Here is a 17,998-nt window from a genome sequence, read left to right on the forward strand (position 1 = left end):
AGAACCCCATCAGACCGGAGGTCGCCATGCCCCAACCGCGTTTCACTACCGAGCAACTCGAAGAGCTCAATATTCTCTGTCTTTACAATCTGGATACGACCCAGGAGGGGATCAAGGTTCACTCCAGCGCCGCCCCCGAGGCCATTGCCGCGGCAGCGCGCCTCTATGCCAAGGGCCTGGTGACACAGGCCGATGGCGGCTACATGACCCCGCTGGGCCGGGAAGCGGCCCAGCACGCCCAGGACCTGCTGGGCCTACTCGATCCGGCCGATCTGACTACCTGACGGTACACCGCCGAATAGCCGGCGGCTCGCACCCGGCCTGGAAAAGTCCCGGCCGGGTGCGGTATGCCTTCAGGTGTCGGACAGGATCAGGTATTGAGTACGACCCCGCCGTTGAGGTGCAATGTCTGGCCGCTCATGTAGGAGGACTCCTCGCAGGCTAGATAGACATAGGCGGGGCCCATCTCGGAGGGTTGGCCAGCCCGGTCCATCGGTACCTGGCCGCCGAACCTGGCCACCTTTTCCTCGGGGAAACTCGCCGGAATCAGCGGTGTCCAAACCGGGCCGGGCGCCACGGCGTTGACTCGGATTCCCCGGTCCACCAGTGCCATGGCCAGGGAGCGAACCAGCCCCTGAATGGCCCCCTTGGTGGCGGTGTAGTCGATCAGGGTGTCGTTGCCCTTGAAGGCGTTGATCGAAGAGGTACAGATGATCACGTCTCCCTCGTGCATATGGGGAAGCGCCGCCTGGGTCAGGTAGAAGTGGCTGAAGACGTTGGTCTGGAAGGTGCGCTGCAGCTGCTCCGGCGGGATATCAGTGATGTCATCCCAGTCGTACTGCTCGGCTGAGTTGTGTACCAGGATATTGACCTTGCCGAATTCTGCCATGGCCTCGTTGACGATGTCATGGCAGAAATCCGGCTCGCCCACGTCGCCTTTCAGCACCAGGCAACGGCGTCCTTCGGCTTCGACCAGGGCCTGGGTTTCCCGTGCATCGGTCTCTTCATCCAGGTGTACGATCACGCTATCGGCCCCCTCGCGGGCATAATGCACGGCAACGGCACGACCAATGCCGCTGTCGCCGCCGGTAATGATCGCCACCTTGTCCTTGAGCTTGTCGGCGCCGCGGTAGCTCTGGCGAATGAATTCGGGCCTGGGCGCCATGGCATGTTCATCGCCCGGCTGCGATGACTGCTCCTGGGGAGGCTGTTTCTGTTCGCTCATGTGCGGGACCCCTTTTCCGTTCGCACGAACCAGTACTAGGAACGTAGGCGAGTCCGGCCGGCTCTCACAAGGAAATGGAGTAAATAATCGTTTCGTTATAGTAATTTGCGGTCAGTTGCTGTGCGTGGCGACTGGCGATATGACTGGCGGCCAGAATGACCGCCCATATACGCCGACCGCTGCATGGTAAGATCACGCCGCAGCCATCTATTCAAGACCCAGTCTGGCATGAGATTGACACACCCATGAGCGCTTCCTTCGACACCTGGCGCCTGCGCTTCGAGCGTCTGCGCGCCAACAAGTTTTTTGAACTCGCGGTGATCTCCATCATCGTGCTCTCGGCCCTGCTGATCGGCGCGCGGACCTATGAGGAAGTCACCCGTTTCCAGCAGGCGCTGCTGGTGCTGGATGTGGCTGTCACGGTGTTCTTCCTGGTGGAGATACTGATCCGGATGGCGGCGGAGAAGCGCCTGCGCGATTTCTTCAGGAACGGCTGGAACGTCTTCGATTTCCTGATCGTCACCGCCAGCCTGATCCCCATGGACGATTCGGAAATGGTGCTGCTGGCCCGCCTGCTGCGCATCTTCCGTGTGCTGCGCCTGGTATCGATGATCCCCGAACTGCGCATGCTGATGGCGGCACTGTTCAAGTCGATCCCACGCATGGGTTATGTGGCGCCAGGAGCACGTCAGTTTCGACAGCGTTCTGCACCGCACGACCCACCAGCTCCGAGGTGCCGGGGTGGGCGGAGTGGCCCTTGACGATCACCGGGCAGCCGGCGGCCAGCGCCGAGGCGGTATCGCCACCGGCTACGCTGAAGGCCAGCGGGAAGTTGCTGGCACCGAACACCGCCACCGGGCCCAGCGGGATGTGGCGCTGGCGCAGATCGGCGCGAGGCATCGGCTCACGATCCGGCATGGCCGGGTCGAGGCGCACGTCGAGCCATTCGCCGGCGCGCACCACGGCGGCAAACAGGCGCAGCTGGCCGCAGGTGCGGCCGCGCTCGCCTTCCAGGCGCGCCCGGGGCAGGCCGGTCTCGGCCATGGCGCGTTCGATCAAGCCGTCACCGATGGCCTCGATCTCGGCGGCGATGGTTTCCAGAAACGTCGCACGCTGCTCGAGGGTGGTCTCACGATAGGCGCCGAAGGCCGCCTCGGCCAGTTCGCAGGCGCGCTCGACCTCGGCCTTGCTTCCGCCGACGTAGGTGGGCTCCAGCGTCTCGCCAGTGGCGGGGTTGACGCCATGGATGGGCGTGGAACTGCCGCTGACGGCCTCCCGGCCGATTAGCAGCTTGCCTTGAAGGGACATAATGGCTCCTAAATTTCGTGCTGGTTAATTGCGATGACTCAATCCATTTCAGGCTTCCTGATACTTGGCGTACATATTTCTCGCGCGATTCAGGTGCTGGAACATCGTTTCACGAGCGGCTTCTGCGTCCCGCGACAGGATCGCCTCAAGAATGTAGGCGTGCTCCTCCTGTACGCGTGCCAGATAGCGCTCCGACGCTACGGGATTGATCTCCATGCTGAGTAGCTTGGCGCGAGGGATCACACTCTGGCTAAGCTGCTCGTAGAATTGATTGAAAAATGGGTTCTTGGTCGCCTTGGCAATAGCGTGGTGGAACTCGTAGTCCTCCACACGTGCCTGCGATTTATCGGCATGCGCCTTGATGAAAGCTTCGTGGCGAGCCTGCAGGATTCGACTGTCCTCATCGTCATACCGCAACGCTGCCAGCTCTGCTGCCGCTGGTTCCAGTGTCAAACGCAACTCAAGCACGTGAAGGATATCCTTCACCGTGGTCGGATTGATGCTCTTAGCGGGTCTTGCCTCAATAGTGGTCGAACGCAAGACGGTCGTACCGACCCCACGACGTGTCTCGACCAGCCCGAGCGACTTGAGGTGGGTAATGGCTTCACGGATCACCGTGCGGCTGACGCCAAAGGAATCGCACAGGCTGCTCTCGGGCGGCAACTTGTCCCCAACCGCAATCTTGCCTTCAGTGATCAGGACTTCAAGCTGGTCCGCCACATGCACAGACAGGCTTCCCTGCTGGCCTACCCTGCGCACATTGAGCTGCCCTAATTCAGCTGGCATATCAACTTCCTCGGCATGAATGTATCCCTCACAACATACGCTTATTTATCCAGGCTAGCTCGGCCTGGTGCTAACGGACGAGAGCCGGCCGCTTGGGATCGAACTCCCAGCCGGGAATCAGGTACTGCATGGCCATGGCATCGTTGCGCTGTGTCACATCGAGGCTCTGATACAGACGATGCGCCTCCATCAGTTTCTCCTCGTCCAGCTCGACCCCCAGACCCGGCACCTTCGGCACGCTCAGCTTGCCATCGCGGATCGCGAACGGATTCTTGGTGATCCGCTGGCCGTCCTGCCAGATCCAATGAGTATCGATAGCCGTGATCTCCCCGGGGCAAGCCGCGGCCACATGGGTCATCATCGCCAGCGAAATATCGAAGTGGTTGTTGCTGTGCGAGCCCCAAGTCATGCCCCACTCGTTGCACAGCTCGCCCACCGCCACAGCACCCTGCATGGTCCAGAAGTGGCAGTCTGCCAGCGGGATGTCCACCGAATTGAGCTGAACGGCATACTGCAACTGCTTGAAATCGGTAGCGATCATGTTGGTCGCGGTAGGCAGTCCGGTGCGCTTCTTGAACTCGGCCATGGTCTCGCGACCGGAGTAGCTCTCTTCCTGGCCGCAGGGATCCTCGGCATAGCTCAGCAAATGCTTGATGGGATCGAGCACCCGTACCGCCTCATCGAGGGTCCAAGCGCCATTGGGGTCCAGTGTCAGACGCGCTTCGGGGAAAGCCTCGTGCAGTGCGCGAATACAGTCCGCTTCCTCTTCGCCGCGCAGCACACCGCCCTTGAGCTTGAAGTCCCTGAAGCCATAGCGCTCATAGGCCGCCTTGGCCAGGTTGGCCACCGCCTCGGGCGTCAGCGCCTCGCGGTAGCGCACCTCATCCCAGGTATCCTGCGGATTGTCAGCCTTGGGATAGGGCAGATCCGTCTTTGCAGGGTCGCCGAGCAGGAACAGGTAGCCGAGGGCTTCAACCTCATCGCGCTGACGCCCGTACTGGCCCAGCAAGTCAGCCACCGGCATCTGCAGCGCCTGGCCGAAGAGGTCGTAAAGGGCCGACTCGAGGCCTGTAGTCACATGAACTGCCACACGCAGATCGAAGGTCTGGCGGCCCCGCTCCTCACGACCGTTCTTGGCCAGCAACAGTCGGACTTGATTCAGCGTTTGCTTGATGTCGTTGATACGCGAACCTTCCACAAGCTCGCGGCACTGCTCCAGCCCCTTGAGAATACCGGCGCTGGAAGGGATCTCCCCGACGCCCTGATTACCGGCATCATCTTCGAGGATCACCACGCAACGAATGAACCAGGGTGCATGGCCACCGCTGAGGTTCAACAGGAAGCCATCATAGCCGGCGACCGGTACCACACGCATTTTCTTGATCGAAGGAAACATGGACCACCTCTCGTCAGGTCAGTAGAGTCTTGTGGCGAGTATTCTGCCAATAGGTGAAGATCAAAAAGATTAGAGCCACGGCCAGGAAGGTGAAACTGATCGGACGCATCACAAAGACCGACCAATCTCCCCCCGACAGCAACAGGGCACGGCGCAGATTGGACTCGGCAATGGGCCCCAGGATCAGCCCCAGGATGACGGGTGCCGTACCGAAACCATACTTGTTCAGGAAGTAGCCGAGCACCCCGAACCCAAGCATCAGATAAACATTGAAGATATCCGAGTCGACGGCGTAGACGCCGATCACACAGAACACCAAAATCATCGCCATCAGTAGCTTGCGCGGAATTTGCAGTACCTTGACGAAGATACGAATCCCAAACCACTGGAACATCAGCATGAAGATATTGGCAACGAAGAAGGCAATGAAAATTCCGTAGATGATGGCTCCCTGCTCAGCGAAAAGCATTGGCCCAGGACGGATTCCCTGGATCATCAAGCCTCCCATCAGCACCGCTGTTGCCGCCTCACCTGGCACTCCCAGCGTCAACATGGGAATGAGTGAACCACCCACCAAAGAGTTGTTTGATGACTCGGAGGCCACGATACCTTCAGGGTGACCGGTCCCAAACTTTTCGGGCGTCTTGGACATTTTCTTGGCTTGGTCATAAGAGAGGAATGACGCAATACTACCCCCGGCTCCTGGAATGGCACCTACGATGGTGCCGATAACAGAACTCGACAGCAGTACCTTCCAGTTCCTCAGGACTTCCAGCCAACGCGGTGACGCTTTATCCAGTTTAGCCTTGGATTTTCCGATCTTTTCGGTCTTGAAGTAGTCAACGACATCGGCCAACACCTGGGAAACGGCGAAGAGACCGATCAGTGCCGGCAAGAGGTTAATACCCGTAAGGAGGGAAGACTGGCCATAGGTGAAGCGCGTGACACCCGCAATGGGGTCAGTGCCAACTGTCGCCAGCAGTAAGCCAATAAGACCCGCCACAAGCCCCTTGATCAGGCTCTTGGCCACGGAAGCAATGATGACCAGCCCGAAAATACTCAGTGCGAAATACTCGGCTGCACCGAACCGTAGGGCGAACTCGGCGATGGGCGGCGCCAGAACGCTCAGTACTATCGCACTGAAGATCCCCCCCAGGAAGGAAGCCACAATGGCGATCCCAAGGGCCCGCCCGGCCTGGCCCTTACGGGCCATGGGAAAGGCATCCAGGGTGGTGGCTACTGACGAGGGAGTGCCTGGAATATTGAGCAGTGTAGCCGACACGGAGCCACCGGCGATGGCACCACAGAGAGTGCCCAACAGCATGCCGACCCCCATCACCGGCGGCATACCAAAGGTCAGCGGCAGCAGAAGAGCGATGGCCATGGCCGCGGTCAAGCCGGGCAGAGCCCCCATGATCAGGCCGAGCAGTGTACCCCCGGCTATAGCCAGCAAGACATAGCCCTGGAACACAAGCCCGAAGGCATCGATATAATCAGCCATGCTATACCCCCATCATGCCAAGGGTTGGCAGCATGATGCCGAACCCTTTGCTAAAGAGGAGAAAAATCGTAACGGATACGGAAGCTGCAAAAGCTCCCAACTGAGCGACCCCCTTGGCCGACACTCGATTGTCAGGATCGGCACTAAAGATCACCAGCGTACCCACCACACAAAACACCAACAGAGTTGTCGATAAGATATAACCAAGTCGCTCTAGCAACACGGCATAAATAATCAGAAGCGACAAGACCACAAGCCAGCTGATAACAGGAATAACCGCACTGTGAGAAGAACTGATCTCAGCCGCTCCTTCCCTTTTCTTTACCATTCCATGGATAGCCTTGAGCAGGGAGATGCTCAACAACACCAATAGAAGAATGCAGATTGCCTTGGGGAAAAAGGCCGGCGGTAGACTACCGCCGGCTGCACTTCCACGTATCGAAAAAGATTCAACAAGGAAGTATCCCGCAAGGCCTATCAGCACCAAGTGAACGACAATTTCACTGACAGGCCTGTTCATAAAAAAGAACCTTTTAGGTTATTCCTGAACGCTTTGGGCGATGGGAATCATGAGGTCAGCCGTGCGGCGAACGAACTCATCCAGTTCCTCGCCAAAGAGCGGCATGACTTCGGAGCCCCCTTCCTTGGCAAACCTCTGGAAAGCTGGGTCCTCGACGGCATGCTTGACGGCTTCGACCCACTTGTCCTCGATTTCCTGGCTGATGCCCTTGGGTGCAGCAATGCCACGCCACTGGTTCAGCTCGAGTTCATAGCCCAACTCGACCATGGTCGGGGTATCTGGGAAAATGTCGGTGCGGTCCTCACCGGTAGAGAGCATGGGGTTGAGTCGACCACCCTCCACCGCGGACAGGATCTCGTTGGGGTTGAGCACCACGGCATCCACATGGCCGCCCATGGCCGCCGATACGGCAGCCGAACCGCCATCGAAGGGAATGAAATTGAAGTCGACGCCCAACTCTTCACCAATGGCAACAGCCGTGACATGAGTCGAGGAGCCGACGCCAGAGAAGCCTACGGATAACCGGTTTCCCGCCTCGATCGACTCCATCAGTGACTCGAAATCGGTCCAGTCATCATTCTGACGAACCGCCAGGATGTAGGGCTCAACCAGCACACGAGCAATGTACTCGAAATCACCATAGGTGAAGTCGACGTTGCCCAGACCTTCGAGAGTAAAATTCGCATTGTTCGGCGTGGTCACGGTGTAACCATCGGCTGCGGCATTGACAGCACGGTTATAGCCAACGGCACCTCCCCCGCCGGAGATGTTGCGAATAACCAATGTACCGCCCAAGGCTTCCTCGATCTTGGGTTGCAAGGCTCGCACGACATTGTCTGAACCACCGCCCGGGCCATAGGGCACGATGAACTCGATGCTGCGCTCCGGATAGTTTTCGGCAGCCTGAGCAAATGTGGCCAACCCGGTGGCTGCTACGGCCATTGACACTGCAATCATTGTCTTTTTCATGTCATTACCTCCAATGCTGGGTGCTGTACAGGTAGTTATAGTTGCTTGGCGATGCTCACCAGCTTTTCGAGCTGCTGGTGCTCCTCGGAGGAGGGCATGGTCAGAGGAGCGCGCACGCTACCCGCCGGACGCCCTATAATCTCGGCGCCGGCCTTGATCAGGCTGACGGCATAGCCCGCCTTCCGATCCCTGAGATCCACGAAGGGGATAATGAAGTCGTTGGTGATCTGCTTGACGACCTCACTATTCCCCTTGCGGAGTTCCTTGTAGAACTTGACGGCCATGTCCGGCACGAAGTTGAACACGGCCGAGGAGTAGGTATTCACACCAATGGCCAAATAAGCTTCAGCAAAGATTTCAGCGGTCGGCACGCCGCCGACGTAGACCAGGCGATCCCCCACGGTCTTGACGATCCTGTTCAGCGCCTGCATGTCGCCCTTGCCATCCTTCAGGCCGATCAAGTTCGGGCACAGGTCCGCCAACGCCTGGACCGACTCGGCATTGAGGATGCCGTTACCGCGGTTGTAGTAGATGACGTTCACCGTAGTCGCGTCGCAGATCTGGCGCGCATACTCGACAAGACCGTCCTGGGGACATTCTGTGAGGTAGGGAGGCATCAGCAGGATTCCGTCAGCGCCCTCTTCCTCGGCGGCTGTCGCAAAGGCCTTGCCGCTCTCGACACTCAGCCCGGCGCTGGCGATGACCGGTAGCTTGCCATTCACCGTCTCGACAGCCACGCGCACCACTTCGCGATATTCATCCAGCGAGAGGTTGAAGAATTCGCCTGTGCCGCCGGCTACGAAGACGGCCGAAATCTCGTGGCTGATGAACCACTCCAGGCGGCGACGATAGCTATCCGCATCGAAGCGGCCTTCGTCATCGAAATCGGTAATGGGAAAAGACAGCAGTCCATCACCTACGGCGTGTACCACAGCTGCTCTGGAAAATTTCACGAACTCTTCCTCTTCGGTTGCACGCATCGCCGGCTCTGGGTTCCGCTATCGCACTGGCTCAGGACGATCGATTGCGCTTGTTGTCATACATCATACAACACACAACCTAATAGGCCGCTCTCCGCCCTGCAAGGCACAATGTACAAAAATAGACCAAAGTCTATAAAGCGTTATTGATTCGAATATACCGAGTCAATCAGCAGGTTTCAGCCCAGGTCCCCGAAGCGATACTGCAGCAGGGAGAGTGCCACCACCGGGGCGGTTTCGGTACGCAGGATACGCGGGCCGAGGGAGAGGAGTGAAAAGTCGGCAGCCTGGGCGGCGTCGACTTCAATACTGGAGAGGCCGCCTTCCGGGCCAATCAGCAACGCCACGCTGGACGGAGCGGTTTCCCGTGCCAGGGCACGGTTGGTGGCGGGATGAAGCACCAGGCGCAGGGCTTCGTCGCGCTCGTCGAGCCAGTCGGCCAGCGGCATGGGGGAGTGAACAGGCGGTACGGTGGCGCGGCCGCACTGCTCGCAGGCGCTGACGGCCACCGCCTGCCAATGGGCGAGCTTTTTCGCTTCGCGCTCCTCCTTGAGGCGCACGTCGCCATGCTCCGTATACAGCGGCGTGATCGCCGCCACACCCAGCTCGACGGCCTTCTGGATCGCGTAGTCCATGCGGTCGCCCTTGGATATCGCCTGGCCCAGGTGAACACCGAGCGGCGACTCGCCGGTGCCCGCCGGGACGCCCTCGATGCTGCCGCTGCTGTTCGTCACCATCGCCTGTGGTGCCATCTCGGGTTTCCATGGCCTGGTCTCCTCCGGCACGACTTCCAAGCAGCTCAACAAGGAAACCGACGCCCGCTTCGTGGGCTATTTTGGGGCGGTGGGCGAAGGCATGCTGGCGCTGGCCGCGATCCTTGCCGCCACCGCCGGTTTTGCCACCTTTGCCGATTGGGAAGCCATGTACACCGCCTTCGGAGCGGGTGGCGTCACGGCGTTCGTGGAAGGCGGAGCCTTCATGATCCACAACGGCCTTGGCCTGCCGGAAGCGACGGCCGCGACCCTGCTCACGGTGATGGCGGCGCTGTTTGCCGGCACCACCATGGATACCGGGCTGCGCCTGCAGCGCTATATCTTTCAGGAGTGGGGCGAGATATATAACCAGCCCTGGATGAAGAAGAACGTGCCGGCAACGCTGCTGGCGGTGGGTAGCTGCCTGCTGCTGGCCTTTGGTGCCGGTGGCGCCGACGGCACCGGTGGCATGATCATCTGGCCGCTCTTCGGCACCACCAACCAGCTGCTTGCCGGCCTGACGCTGCTGGTCATCACCGTGATGCTGGTGCGCCTGCGTCGTCCCATGTGGTACACGCTGGTGCCACTCTGCTTCCTGCTGGTAATGACCATAGCGGCCCTGTTGATCCAGCTTCGCACCTTCTTCGAGCAGGGCAACTATTTCCTGCTGGTTGTCGATATCGTGGTACTGATTGCCGCGATCATGGTGGCCATGGAGTGCGCGTCGGCCCTCAAGCGTTCGCGGGCCGAGATGGCTGAGCAGGGCGACAATTGACAGTGGAGGAGCAGCGTATGCACGACGATCATGGCAGCGGTCATGATCCTCGTCTCGAACGGATTCGGGCCTGGCTCGGCCAGGCCCGTTTCTTCGCGGAGGAGGTCTACTCTTCGCGCTACCGCGGTGCAATTGCCCGTGCACGGCGAGACGAGGACGACCTGTTCATGCTGCTGGTGTTCTCCGAGATGATGGGCGTACCCAATCCGGCCGCCTACTACACCCTGGAGCTCCAGCCGCTATTGCTCGAGCGCTTCCACGACTGGCACTGTCGCATGGGCATGGAGCGCTCGCCGCTGGATCATTTCAAGTGCTGTTAGGCACATGTTGAGAAAAGCATGCCAAGAGGCCCGGGGACAGGTCATAGAGGAGGTCATTTGCCATGGATGGCAAATGTAGCGTCCAGGGAAGGATTCACAGCGCCTCCTCAATGACCTTTGTCGTCGGGGCTCACCTCGGCATCGGCCAAAGGCTGAGAAAGCATGAAGGATCTTCTAGATAAACGCCTGCTCTGGGTAGGCGGCAAGGGCGGTGTCGGCAAGACCACCGTAGCCGCCTCGCTGGCGGTGCTGGCGGCGCGGCGCGACCGCCGCGTGCTGGTGGTCTCCACCGACCCGGCGCACAGCCTGGGCGACGTCTTCGACCGGGAACTGGGCGACACCCCGCGTCGGCTGCTGCCGAACCTGGATGCCATGGAGATCGACCCGGACATCGAGGTCGAAGCGCACCTGTCCCGTGTCACCGAGCAGATGCGGCGCTATGCCGCGCCGGAGATGATGAAGGAACTCGAGCGGCAGATGCGTTTGACGCGGCAGTCGCCCGGCACCCAGGAGGCCGCGCTGCTGGAGCGACTCTCGCGACTGGTGACTGACGACGAGGCGCCCTATGACCTGATCATCTTTGATACCGCGCCCACCGGCCATACGCTGCGGCTGCTTACCTTGCCGGAGGCGATGGCCGCCTGGACCGATGGGCTGCTGTCCCATAATCGCAAGTCCGAAGAGTTGGGCAAGGTCCTCTCGCACCTGACGCCCAGGCGTGGCCGCGATGTGGCGACCCCCTTCGACGACCCTCAGGAAGATCCGCTGAGCGACCTGGATGAGAAGACCCGGGATGTGGCTCGCACCCTGATCGACCGGCGGCGGCTGTTTCATCGCGCACGTCGACGGATCGAAAATCCGGAAGAGACGAGCTTTCTGTTCGTCATGACACCGGAGCGACTGCCGATCCTGGAGACGGTGCGTGCCGTCGAGGCGCTGGAGGCAGTCAATATTCCGGTGGCCGGTACCCTGGTCAATCGGGTGATACCCGATGATGCCGATGGGGAGTTCCTGCGTGCCCGTCGCGAGCAGGAGGCTACCTATCTGGCACGTATCGATGACCAGCTGACAAGACTGCCACGCCCGCGCCTTCCCTGGCTGCCCACCGACGTCCAGGGAATCGACGTCCTCGAAGGGCTGGCCGATCGATTGGAGGCGCTGGGTTTCTGAGGGGGGTGTTGCTGCTACAGCGGCAGCCTGTCGCGCATGGCTAGCCAGGCGCGACCCAACCACTCGTTCAGTGCTCGGGTACTCTGATTGAGGTGATACGCCCGCGGTATCCAGGCGTGCCACCCCTGTGGCGGCGGGCTGGTGAATTCCGTCGGCGCAGGGATGACAGTCAGCCCGGCGGCTTCGAACTCCGCCACGGCACGGGGCAGGTGCCAGGCCTGGGATACCAGCGCCACATGGCTGATATCCGTGGCGAGCAACATGTCGGCGCTGAAGCGGGCGTTCTCGGTGGTATTTCGGCTCTCGCCCTCCATCCAGTGAACCGGCACGTCGAAGACCTCGCGCAGCGCTGCCGCCATCAGGCTGGCTTCGGCGCTGTGCTCGTCATGCACCCGGCCACCGCTGACCAGTATCGGCAAGTCGGTGTCACGATGCAGATGCGTCCCGTAGGCAAGGCGTCGCCAGGTGGCGTTGGCGGGGGCATCGCCCCAATCGAATTCCGGGGCATTGTAGTCACGGCCGCCGCCCAGGATCACGATGGCCTGTGCGGTCTCCAGCTGGCTGGGCAACGGTACTGGGTAGGGCTCCAAACCCTGGCGCAGGGCGTGGCTGGCCAGAGGGGTAGCGAGTGCGAGCAGCCCGACCAGGCCCAGCATTGCCAGCAATGCCCCAAGCAGGCGCCGAAGCCCGAGCATCAGCCCGAGCAATACCAGCAGCACATTGATGGTGGGGGGCAGCAGCAGGAGTTTGAGTAGGCTCATGTCGATCTCCGGCTAGTCAGGCGTCGCTGAGCAGTTCCAGTCGGCGGCTAGGCCAATGAACAACGGCGGTGCGCCGGATCATGCGCTTGGCCAGTTTTGGATGTTCGCGGGCAATGACCTGGGTGGCGAACTCCGCGAGAAAGTGGGATTTCATTTCGGCTCGAGCACGGTCCACACCGACCTCCTGATAGGGGGTCGAGGCCAGCAGGAGAAAGCCGTCATCGGGAATGCGGCCGGTTTTCATATTCGCATCGATAATGGCGGCAGCGGTGCCGATGGGCTCCGAAAGATCCGGACTATAGGGTCCGACGATCAGGGCGGTATTGGGCAGGTGGAGGAAGTCGAAGCCACGGCCCACGCAGATTACCCACTCTCTATGCTCGATATCGAGCTGGCGGGGGACGCCTCGAAGCGAGTCCACATGCTGTAGGTTGCCTTCCAGTAGTGGCAGCAGGTCGCGACGAATATCGGAAGGCATGTCGGGGCACAGAGCGGCGACCCGGCGGTCAAGGTCGCTGGCATCGGCCAGGCTCAGTTCGCCGATGTCGAGACGGGTATCGGCATTGCCATGCACGATCAAGGCGTCGCCGTCAGTTTCGAAGCCACAGACCAAGGGATAGACATGGCGGTGGTCATGGCCGAAGAGTTGCTCGGCCTGGACACGGATCGCTCGGGCATGGGCCAGGGCCGCCTCGGCGTCACAGTCGAAGCCAGCACAGCCGCGTTTTTTCTCGCCCCGCGAAAAGTGGTAGGTGATGATCATCAGGACCCCATGGCCGCTGTGGGTCGCTTCGTAAACCGTGTCGGTCAGCATGTCACCCAGATAGGGCCAGCCGAGATTAAAGATGCCGCCAAGGTTACGGAAGGGCGTGATGATCCCCAGCGGGGTGCGGGTGGCATGAGGAAGATGAATGCGCCCGTCCATGCATTTCATCACCACAATACGGGTGGGATGTGTCGCCAGATAACGCTCTCGAGCCAGCCCGGCGGAGGGGCTGCAGAAGGTGTCGGCGTGCTCCCGGGAGAGGGAGAGCAGCGCCTCGATTCGTTCTTGAATGGGGCGGTCGTGGATGCGCATGGAGCGGCTCGATAGTTGTTGTCGTCGACTTGCCGAGTGGCTATCGTCCAACAGCGTGCGCGAATATGCAAAGCCGCCCTTGGTCGCAGTCGTAGTTCAGGCCAAGTCGACCAATGGGGCTCAGTGCTTAAGGTAGGCTTCCGCTTCCCTGGCGAAACTCGTCGGTTTGCAGTCCGTCGAGGAAGCTCGAGATAACGGTCATCGCATCGTCCAGCGCTGCCTCCGATTGGGGCCTGTTGGCCACCAGTAGACAGGTCTCGTTCAGGACCCCCGTCAGCAGCGTCGCCAGCGTGGGCAGCGGAAGCGCGCGCACGATGCCGCGGCGCATCGCGATGCGCAGATCCGCTCGCAACAGAGTGATGCCGTGCTCGCCCTCGACGCGCTGCCAGGTTTCCCAGGAAAGCACCCAGCGGGCGTCTACCAGCACGATGCGCCGCAGATCGGGATCGATGTGGAGTTCGACGTAGCGCCGGCAGCGATCGTTGAGCTGCCGCCAGATATCGCGGTTGCTGCGGGCGTGGAAGGTCTCATCCATCCGGATGTTGCGAGAATCCGGCTCGCTGAACGGTTTGTAGTCGCCATGAATGACGAATGCCGCTCGTCCCAGTTCGCGCTTGATGTTCTCGAACACTCGCAGGAACAACTCGTCCTTTCCCGAGAAGTGATGATAGAACGCGCCCTTGGTGAGCTCGGCGCGCCGGACGATTTCTTCGACGGAAGTCTCGGCGTAGCCACGCTCGCCAAACTCGGCCCGTGCCGCCGCGATCAGCTTTTCCCGGGTGGCCCGACCCTGAGCAATTTTCTGCGAGAGTACACCCAAATGCATCTCCTCTTGACGAGCATACCGGTGGTATCTATTATCCATACTGCTGGTATCTATTATACATACCTGCGGTATGTAAGCAACTGAAGGAGGAACCAGCCATGCCAATGTACGTGATCGAGCGCGAAGTTCCGGGAGCCCATGAGCTTACCGCCGAGCAGTTGCAAGAGGCGTCCCGCCAGTCCAACGCAGTCCGCAACGAACTGGGGTCGGCCGATCTGCAGTGGATGCACAGCTACATCTCCGAGGACAAGATCTATTGTGTCTATATTGCGAAAGACACCGACATCATCCAGGAGCACTCACGCTGTCTGGATATCCCCATCAGTCGAGTCTGCCGCGTCGGGAGCGTGACTAACCCGACGACCGGAGGGGCATGAAAGGCAGGTCCCGCCGAGAGTGAGTCAGGGGCGGGGGCCGCGGCCGTTGCGCCGCCGGTCCCCGCACATATGAACCTCGATGCGCAATGCCAAGCCGGCTTACGCCCAGGCTAGAGGTCGACTTTGTCCTTGAACTCGCAGAGATCCTCGATGACACAGCTGCCGCAGCGCGGCTTCCGCGCCACGCATGTGTAGCGTCCGTGCAGGATCAACCAATGGTGGGCGTCCTGCAGAAATTCCCGGGGGACATGACGCAGTAGCTTCTTTTCCACCTCTACCACATCCTTGCCCTTGGCAAGGCCGGTGCGATTCGACACCCTGAAGATGTGCGTGTCTACGGCAATGGTAGGTTCGCCAAAGGCGGTATTGAGGATCACGTTCGCGGTCTTGCGGCCGACGCCGGGCAGCGCTTCCAGGTCGGCACGGGTTTTCGGGACTTTGCAGCCATGCTGTTCGACCAGTATGCGGCAGGTCTTCATCAGGTTCTCGGCCTTGGTGTTATACAGGCCAATCGTCCTGATGTGCTCCTTAAGCCCATCGATACCGAGATCGAGTATCGCCTGCGGCGTATTGGCCACCGGGAACAGCCTGGCGGTGGCCTTGTTCACACCGACGTCCGTAGCCTGGGCAGAGAGCAGCACCGCCGTGAGTAGCTCGAAAGGGGTCGACCAGTGCAACTCCGTGGTGGGCTCCGGGTTGTGCTCGCGTAATCGTGTGAAGATCTCTAAGCGTTTCTGGGCATTCATCTCGGACGATTCTCAGGTGGTCAGCGTGCGGGCGTGTTGTCCAGGGAAGTGCGGGCATCGTCGAGCAGTCTGGTTGCCTGTGCTACTCGATCCTGGGCCATCGCGATTGCCTCGGCAGTGTCCTGGCGCTCTGCATGGGCCAACTGCTGCCTGGCGCGGCGCAGGGCCTGTTCGGCAGCATTGACGGCCATCTGGCGTTGACGTCGCTCGGGCCGATTGTCCGCACTGCTACGGCTGGTGCGAGAGGTTTGGCGGATCAGGCGGCGCTGGCGTTCCAGGCGCTTCTCACGTGCCTGCCTTGTCAGGCGCCGATTGCGCGCCTCGAAGCGCCGTCGCCCCTTGCGAGCCCGGGAATCCAGATAGCCTTGCCTGTCCGCTTCGCTGTCGGCGGCAAGCCAGTCGGGATGGGGTAGCAGATCGATGCAGTCGACCGGGCATGGCGCGACGCACAGTTCGCAGCCGGTACACTCTGCGGCGAGGACCGTATGCATGCGCTTGGCTGCGCCGAGGATGGCGTCTACCGGGCAGGCCTGGATGCACTTGGTGCAGCCGATGCACTCCGCCTCGCGGATCCAGGCGACCAGGGGGGGCTGGGCCGGTTGGTCGAGGGGCAGCGGGGGGCGGCCTGTCAACTGGGCAAGCTGCGTCACGGTTTGCTGGCCCCCGGGAGGGCAGAGGTTGATCGCCTCGCCGTCAGCAATTGCCTCGGCGTAGGGTCGACAGCCCGGATGGCCACACTTGCCGCACTGCGTCTGCGGCAACAGGGCGTCGATGGCATCAATCAGCGTTGAGTCGCCCCTCACTTTTTCTCCTGATGACTACGGTGAATCGAGGGGGCCTATTATATGCCCCAGGGCACCTGGGGCATACCGCCTGGAATCAACCCGTTCTTACAGGAAGTTGCATGGGCGATTGGGGCTAGTGTTCGATGCTGCTGGTCTGATCCTGAGCCTGGTAAGCCGCTACTCGGTTCCGCCCGCCGGCCTTGGCCTGGTACATGGCTTGGTCGGCGGCGCGCATGATATCGCTTGGCGTCGACAGGTTGTCCTGCCTGGCGGCAACCCCGATGCTGACTGTCACGTAGGGGCTGGTTGGGGAGTACTCATGGGGCAGCGCCAGTGAATTGATTGCCTCCAGCAGCTCGTGGGCATGGTCCAGTGCTTCATTCAGTGAGGTGCCGGGCATCAGGATGCTGAACTCCTCGCCTCCGGTGCGGGCGGCCAGAAACCGGTGAGAGGCCAAGTGGCCTTGCATGAATTCAGCGAGGGTGGACAGGCAATCATCGCCGGCAAGGTGGCCATAGTGATCGTTGTAAAGCTTGAAATGGTCGATATCGATCATCAAGGTGGCTACCTGCGTGCCATGGGTCTGCGCCTGATGCATGGTCTGTTTGAGTTGTTCATCGAACAGACGGCGGTTGGCAAGTCCGGTCAGCGAATCATGTTGAGACAATTCGAGCAGGAGGGTGGATTGCTGGTACTGATGGTCGAGCAGGTGGCGAAATTCCTGGGCCAGGGTGCCGATCTCGTCGTGCCGATTCAACAACGAGGCTGGCATGGGAGAAGGTGTCGTATCGAGATGCAGGCGCTGCGTATAGCGTGAGAATTGGCGAAGCGGGGCCAGTACGATGCTCTCGAGCAGCCACAGCACCACCAGCACTGTCAGGACCAGTACCCCGCTGGTCCAGTAGAGCGCAAAGCGAAAGGTCTCCAGGCTGGCCTGGTAACGCTGGCGCGGGAGAGTCGCATCGATGCGAACCAACCGGTCGTCGGGCATGGCGTCGACCGCTCGGCTTGCCGCCATGTGAGTCGCTGAAACCCGTTCCAGGCTTTCGTGGACTGCCTCGTTCTCCGCTGCGATGCTGGTCAGGTGCAGATCGATGCCGGTTGTGTCGCGGAGCTGTTCAAGCCAGGGCGCCGAAAGGGGGCGCACCATCATCAGCCAGCCGGCCGAGGGAGACGTTTCCCGGCTCTGGTAGATGCCCGACATGGCCGCCATGGCGAGCTCTGGCTGGGCGAGTAGCCAGGTTTGTGACGCTTCGTTTTCGCTGTCGAGTCTGGCTTGCAGGTAGTTGATATAGGTAGTGGCCCAGTCGCAGGGGGGGGCCGTGTCGGGGCAGGACGTGAACTCGCCATCCTCGTCATAGCCTGCTACCCAGCTGGGCTGGTTGCGGACATCGAGAAAGATCATCATCTTGAGATCGAGGGTTTCCAGGGTACTTTCATAGATGTTGGAGTCGGTATACTCCGGGCGCTGACCCTGGATGAAGTCGTAGGTATCGTCCCACCATGCCCAGTCCTCCACCAGGCGCCGCATATGGTTAAGTTCGCTGCCCAGGGTACGCTCGACCCGATCCAGTTCGCCGCTGGCATACTTCTCCTCGTCCTCCAGTAGAATCGGCATGATCTGGTAGCGGGCCACCAGTATCAGCGCCAGCAGCGCGAAGCACAGCACGCCGCCGAGAGCGAGGAAAAAGCGGTGGCGGAGTGACGAGAAGGGTGGGGTCAT

Annotated in this window: 17 protein-coding genes and 4 pseudogenes; 6 read left to right on the forward strand and 15 right to left on the reverse strand. The window is 60.8% G+C overall.

Annotation, left to right across the window (positions count from 1 at the left end):
* Positions 1–26 precede the first annotated feature (26 nt).
* The gene (locus LOKO_RS03890) at positions 27–284 is read left to right on the forward strand and encodes a TIGR02647 family protein (RefSeq protein ID WP_066445328.1); all 258 of its coding nucleotides are present in this window, start codon (positions 27–29) and stop codon (positions 282–284) included.
* 86 nt (positions 285–370) lie between these two features.
* Here the strand turns inward: LOKO_RS03890 and LOKO_RS03895 are convergent, their stop codons facing one another.
* The gene (locus LOKO_RS03895) at positions 371–1,225 is read right to left on the reverse strand and encodes an SDR family oxidoreductase (RefSeq protein ID WP_066445330.1); all 855 of its coding nucleotides are present in this window, start codon (positions 1,223–1,225) and stop codon (positions 371–373) included.
* Positions 1,226–1,470: 245 nt separating this feature from the next.
* Here LOKO_RS03895 and LOKO_RS03900 point away from each other — a divergent pair.
* A pseudogene (locus LOKO_RS03900) lies at positions 1,471–1,902 on the forward strand (ion transporter); the annotation flags it as partial.
* Positions 1,903–1,921: 19 nt separating this feature from the next.
* Here LOKO_RS03900 and LOKO_RS18565 read toward each other — a convergent pair.
* From LOKO_RS18565 to LOKO_RS03940, 8 genes and pseudogenes are all read right to left on the reverse strand, one after another.
* A pseudogene (locus LOKO_RS18565) lies at positions 1,922–2,533 on the reverse strand (aldehyde dehydrogenase family protein); the annotation flags it as partial.
* A 48-nt stretch (positions 2,534–2,581) separates the two neighbouring features.
* The gene (locus tag LOKO_RS03910; protein ID WP_066445334.1) at positions 2,582–3,319 is read right to left on the reverse strand and encodes a FadR/GntR family transcriptional regulator; all 738 of its coding nucleotides are present in this window, start codon (positions 3,317–3,319) and stop codon (positions 2,582–2,584) included.
* A gap of 70 nt (positions 3,320–3,389) precedes the next feature.
* Entirely contained in the window at positions 3,390–4,715 is a 1,326-nt protein-coding gene (locus tag LOKO_RS03915; protein ID WP_066445337.1) for an enolase C-terminal domain-like protein, read from the reverse strand.
* A 13-nt stretch (positions 4,716–4,728) separates the two neighbouring features.
* On the reverse strand, positions 4,729–6,216 hold the full coding sequence (locus tag LOKO_RS03920; RefSeq protein WP_066445340.1) for a tripartite tricarboxylate transporter permease: 1,488 nt from the start codon (positions 6,214–6,216) through the stop codon (positions 4,729–4,731).
* Between the two features lies 1 nt (position 6,217).
* The gene (locus LOKO_RS03925) at positions 6,218–6,736 is read right to left on the reverse strand and encodes a tripartite tricarboxylate transporter TctB family protein (RefSeq protein WP_066445342.1); all 519 of its coding nucleotides are present in this window, start codon (positions 6,734–6,736) and stop codon (positions 6,218–6,220) included.
* Between the two features lie 18 nt (positions 6,737–6,754).
* Complete coding sequence (locus LOKO_RS03930; protein WP_083517413.1) at positions 6,755–7,705, reverse strand: Bug family tripartite tricarboxylate transporter substrate binding protein; 951 nt, start codon at positions 7,703–7,705, stop codon at positions 6,755–6,757.
* Between the two features lie 35 nt (positions 7,706–7,740).
* The gene (gene kdgD / locus LOKO_RS03935; RefSeq protein WP_066452207.1) at positions 7,741–8,658 is read right to left on the reverse strand and encodes a 5-dehydro-4-deoxyglucarate dehydratase; all 918 of its coding nucleotides are present in this window, start codon (positions 8,656–8,658) and stop codon (positions 7,741–7,743) included.
* Between the two features lie 206 nt (positions 8,659–8,864).
* Positions 8,865–9,398 (reverse strand): annotated as a pseudogene (locus LOKO_RS03940) (16S rRNA (uracil(1498)-N(3))-methyltransferase); the annotation flags it as partial.
* Between LOKO_RS03940 and LOKO_RS03945 the strand changes: the two are divergent.
* From LOKO_RS03945 to LOKO_RS03955, 3 genes and pseudogenes are all read left to right on the forward strand, one after another.
* Positions 9,373–10,212 (forward strand): annotated as a pseudogene (locus LOKO_RS03945) (carbon starvation CstA family protein); the annotation flags it as partial. The pseudogenes LOKO_RS03940 and LOKO_RS03945 sit on opposite strands and share 26 nt — an antisense overlap.
* A 17-nt stretch (positions 10,213–10,229) precedes the next feature.
* Positions 10,230–10,532, forward strand: a complete 303-nt coding sequence (locus LOKO_RS03950) for a cory-CC-star protein (RefSeq protein WP_066445353.1) — start codon at positions 10,230–10,232, stop codon at positions 10,530–10,532.
* 162 nt (positions 10,533–10,694) lie between these two features.
* Entirely contained in the window at positions 10,695–11,702 is a 1,008-nt protein-coding gene (locus LOKO_RS03955; protein WP_066445354.1) for an ArsA family ATPase, read from the forward strand.
* 14 nt (positions 11,703–11,716) lie between these two features.
* Here LOKO_RS03955 and LOKO_RS03960 read toward each other — a convergent pair whose 3' ends face one another.
* From LOKO_RS03960 to LOKO_RS03970, 3 genes are all read right to left on the reverse strand, one after another.
* Entirely contained in the window at positions 11,717–12,463 is a 747-nt protein-coding gene (locus tag LOKO_RS03960) for a YdcF family protein (RefSeq protein WP_066445356.1), read from the reverse strand.
* A 16-nt stretch (positions 12,464–12,479) separates the two neighbouring features.
* Positions 12,480–13,541 (reverse strand): hypothetical protein, encoded by a 1,062-nt coding sequence (locus LOKO_RS03965; RefSeq protein WP_066445359.1) that lies wholly within the window; start codon positions 13,539–13,541, stop codon positions 12,480–12,482.
* A 127-nt stretch (positions 13,542–13,668) separates the two neighbouring features.
* A complete protein-coding gene (locus LOKO_RS03970; protein ID WP_066445361.1) occupies positions 13,669–14,361 on the reverse strand; it encodes a TetR/AcrR family transcriptional regulator in 693 nt (230 codons plus the stop codon).
* Between the two features lie 104 nt (positions 14,362–14,465).
* On the opposite strand from LOKO_RS03970, the gene LOKO_RS03975 reads away from it, so the two are divergent.
* Entirely contained in the window at positions 14,466–14,744 is a 279-nt protein-coding gene (locus LOKO_RS03975) for a DUF4242 domain-containing protein (RefSeq protein WP_066445371.1), read from the forward strand.
* A 110-nt stretch (positions 14,745–14,854) separates the two neighbouring features.
* On the opposite strand, the gene nth is transcribed toward LOKO_RS03975, so the two are convergent.
* From nth to LOKO_RS03990, 3 genes are all read right to left on the reverse strand, one after another.
* Positions 14,855–15,490, reverse strand: a complete 636-nt coding sequence (nth, locus tag LOKO_RS03980; RefSeq protein ID WP_066445374.1) for an endonuclease III — start codon at positions 15,488–15,490, stop codon at positions 14,855–14,857.
* A gap of 20 nt (positions 15,491–15,510) precedes the next feature.
* Complete coding sequence (rsxB, locus tag LOKO_RS03985) at positions 15,511–16,293, reverse strand: electron transport complex subunit RsxB (protein ID WP_066445377.1); 783 nt, start codon at positions 16,291–16,293, stop codon at positions 15,511–15,513.
* A 115-nt stretch (positions 16,294–16,408) separates the two neighbouring features.
* Positions 16,409–17,998: a diguanylate cyclase gene (locus tag LOKO_RS03990; protein ID WP_066445379.1), complete on the reverse strand. Its 1,590-nt coding sequence runs from the start codon at positions 17,996–17,998 to the stop codon at positions 16,409–16,411.

The organism is Halomonas chromatireducens, assembly GCF_001545155.1.
Lineage (GTDB): Bacteria > Pseudomonadota > Gammaproteobacteria > Pseudomonadales > Halomonadaceae > Halomonas > Halomonas chromatireducens.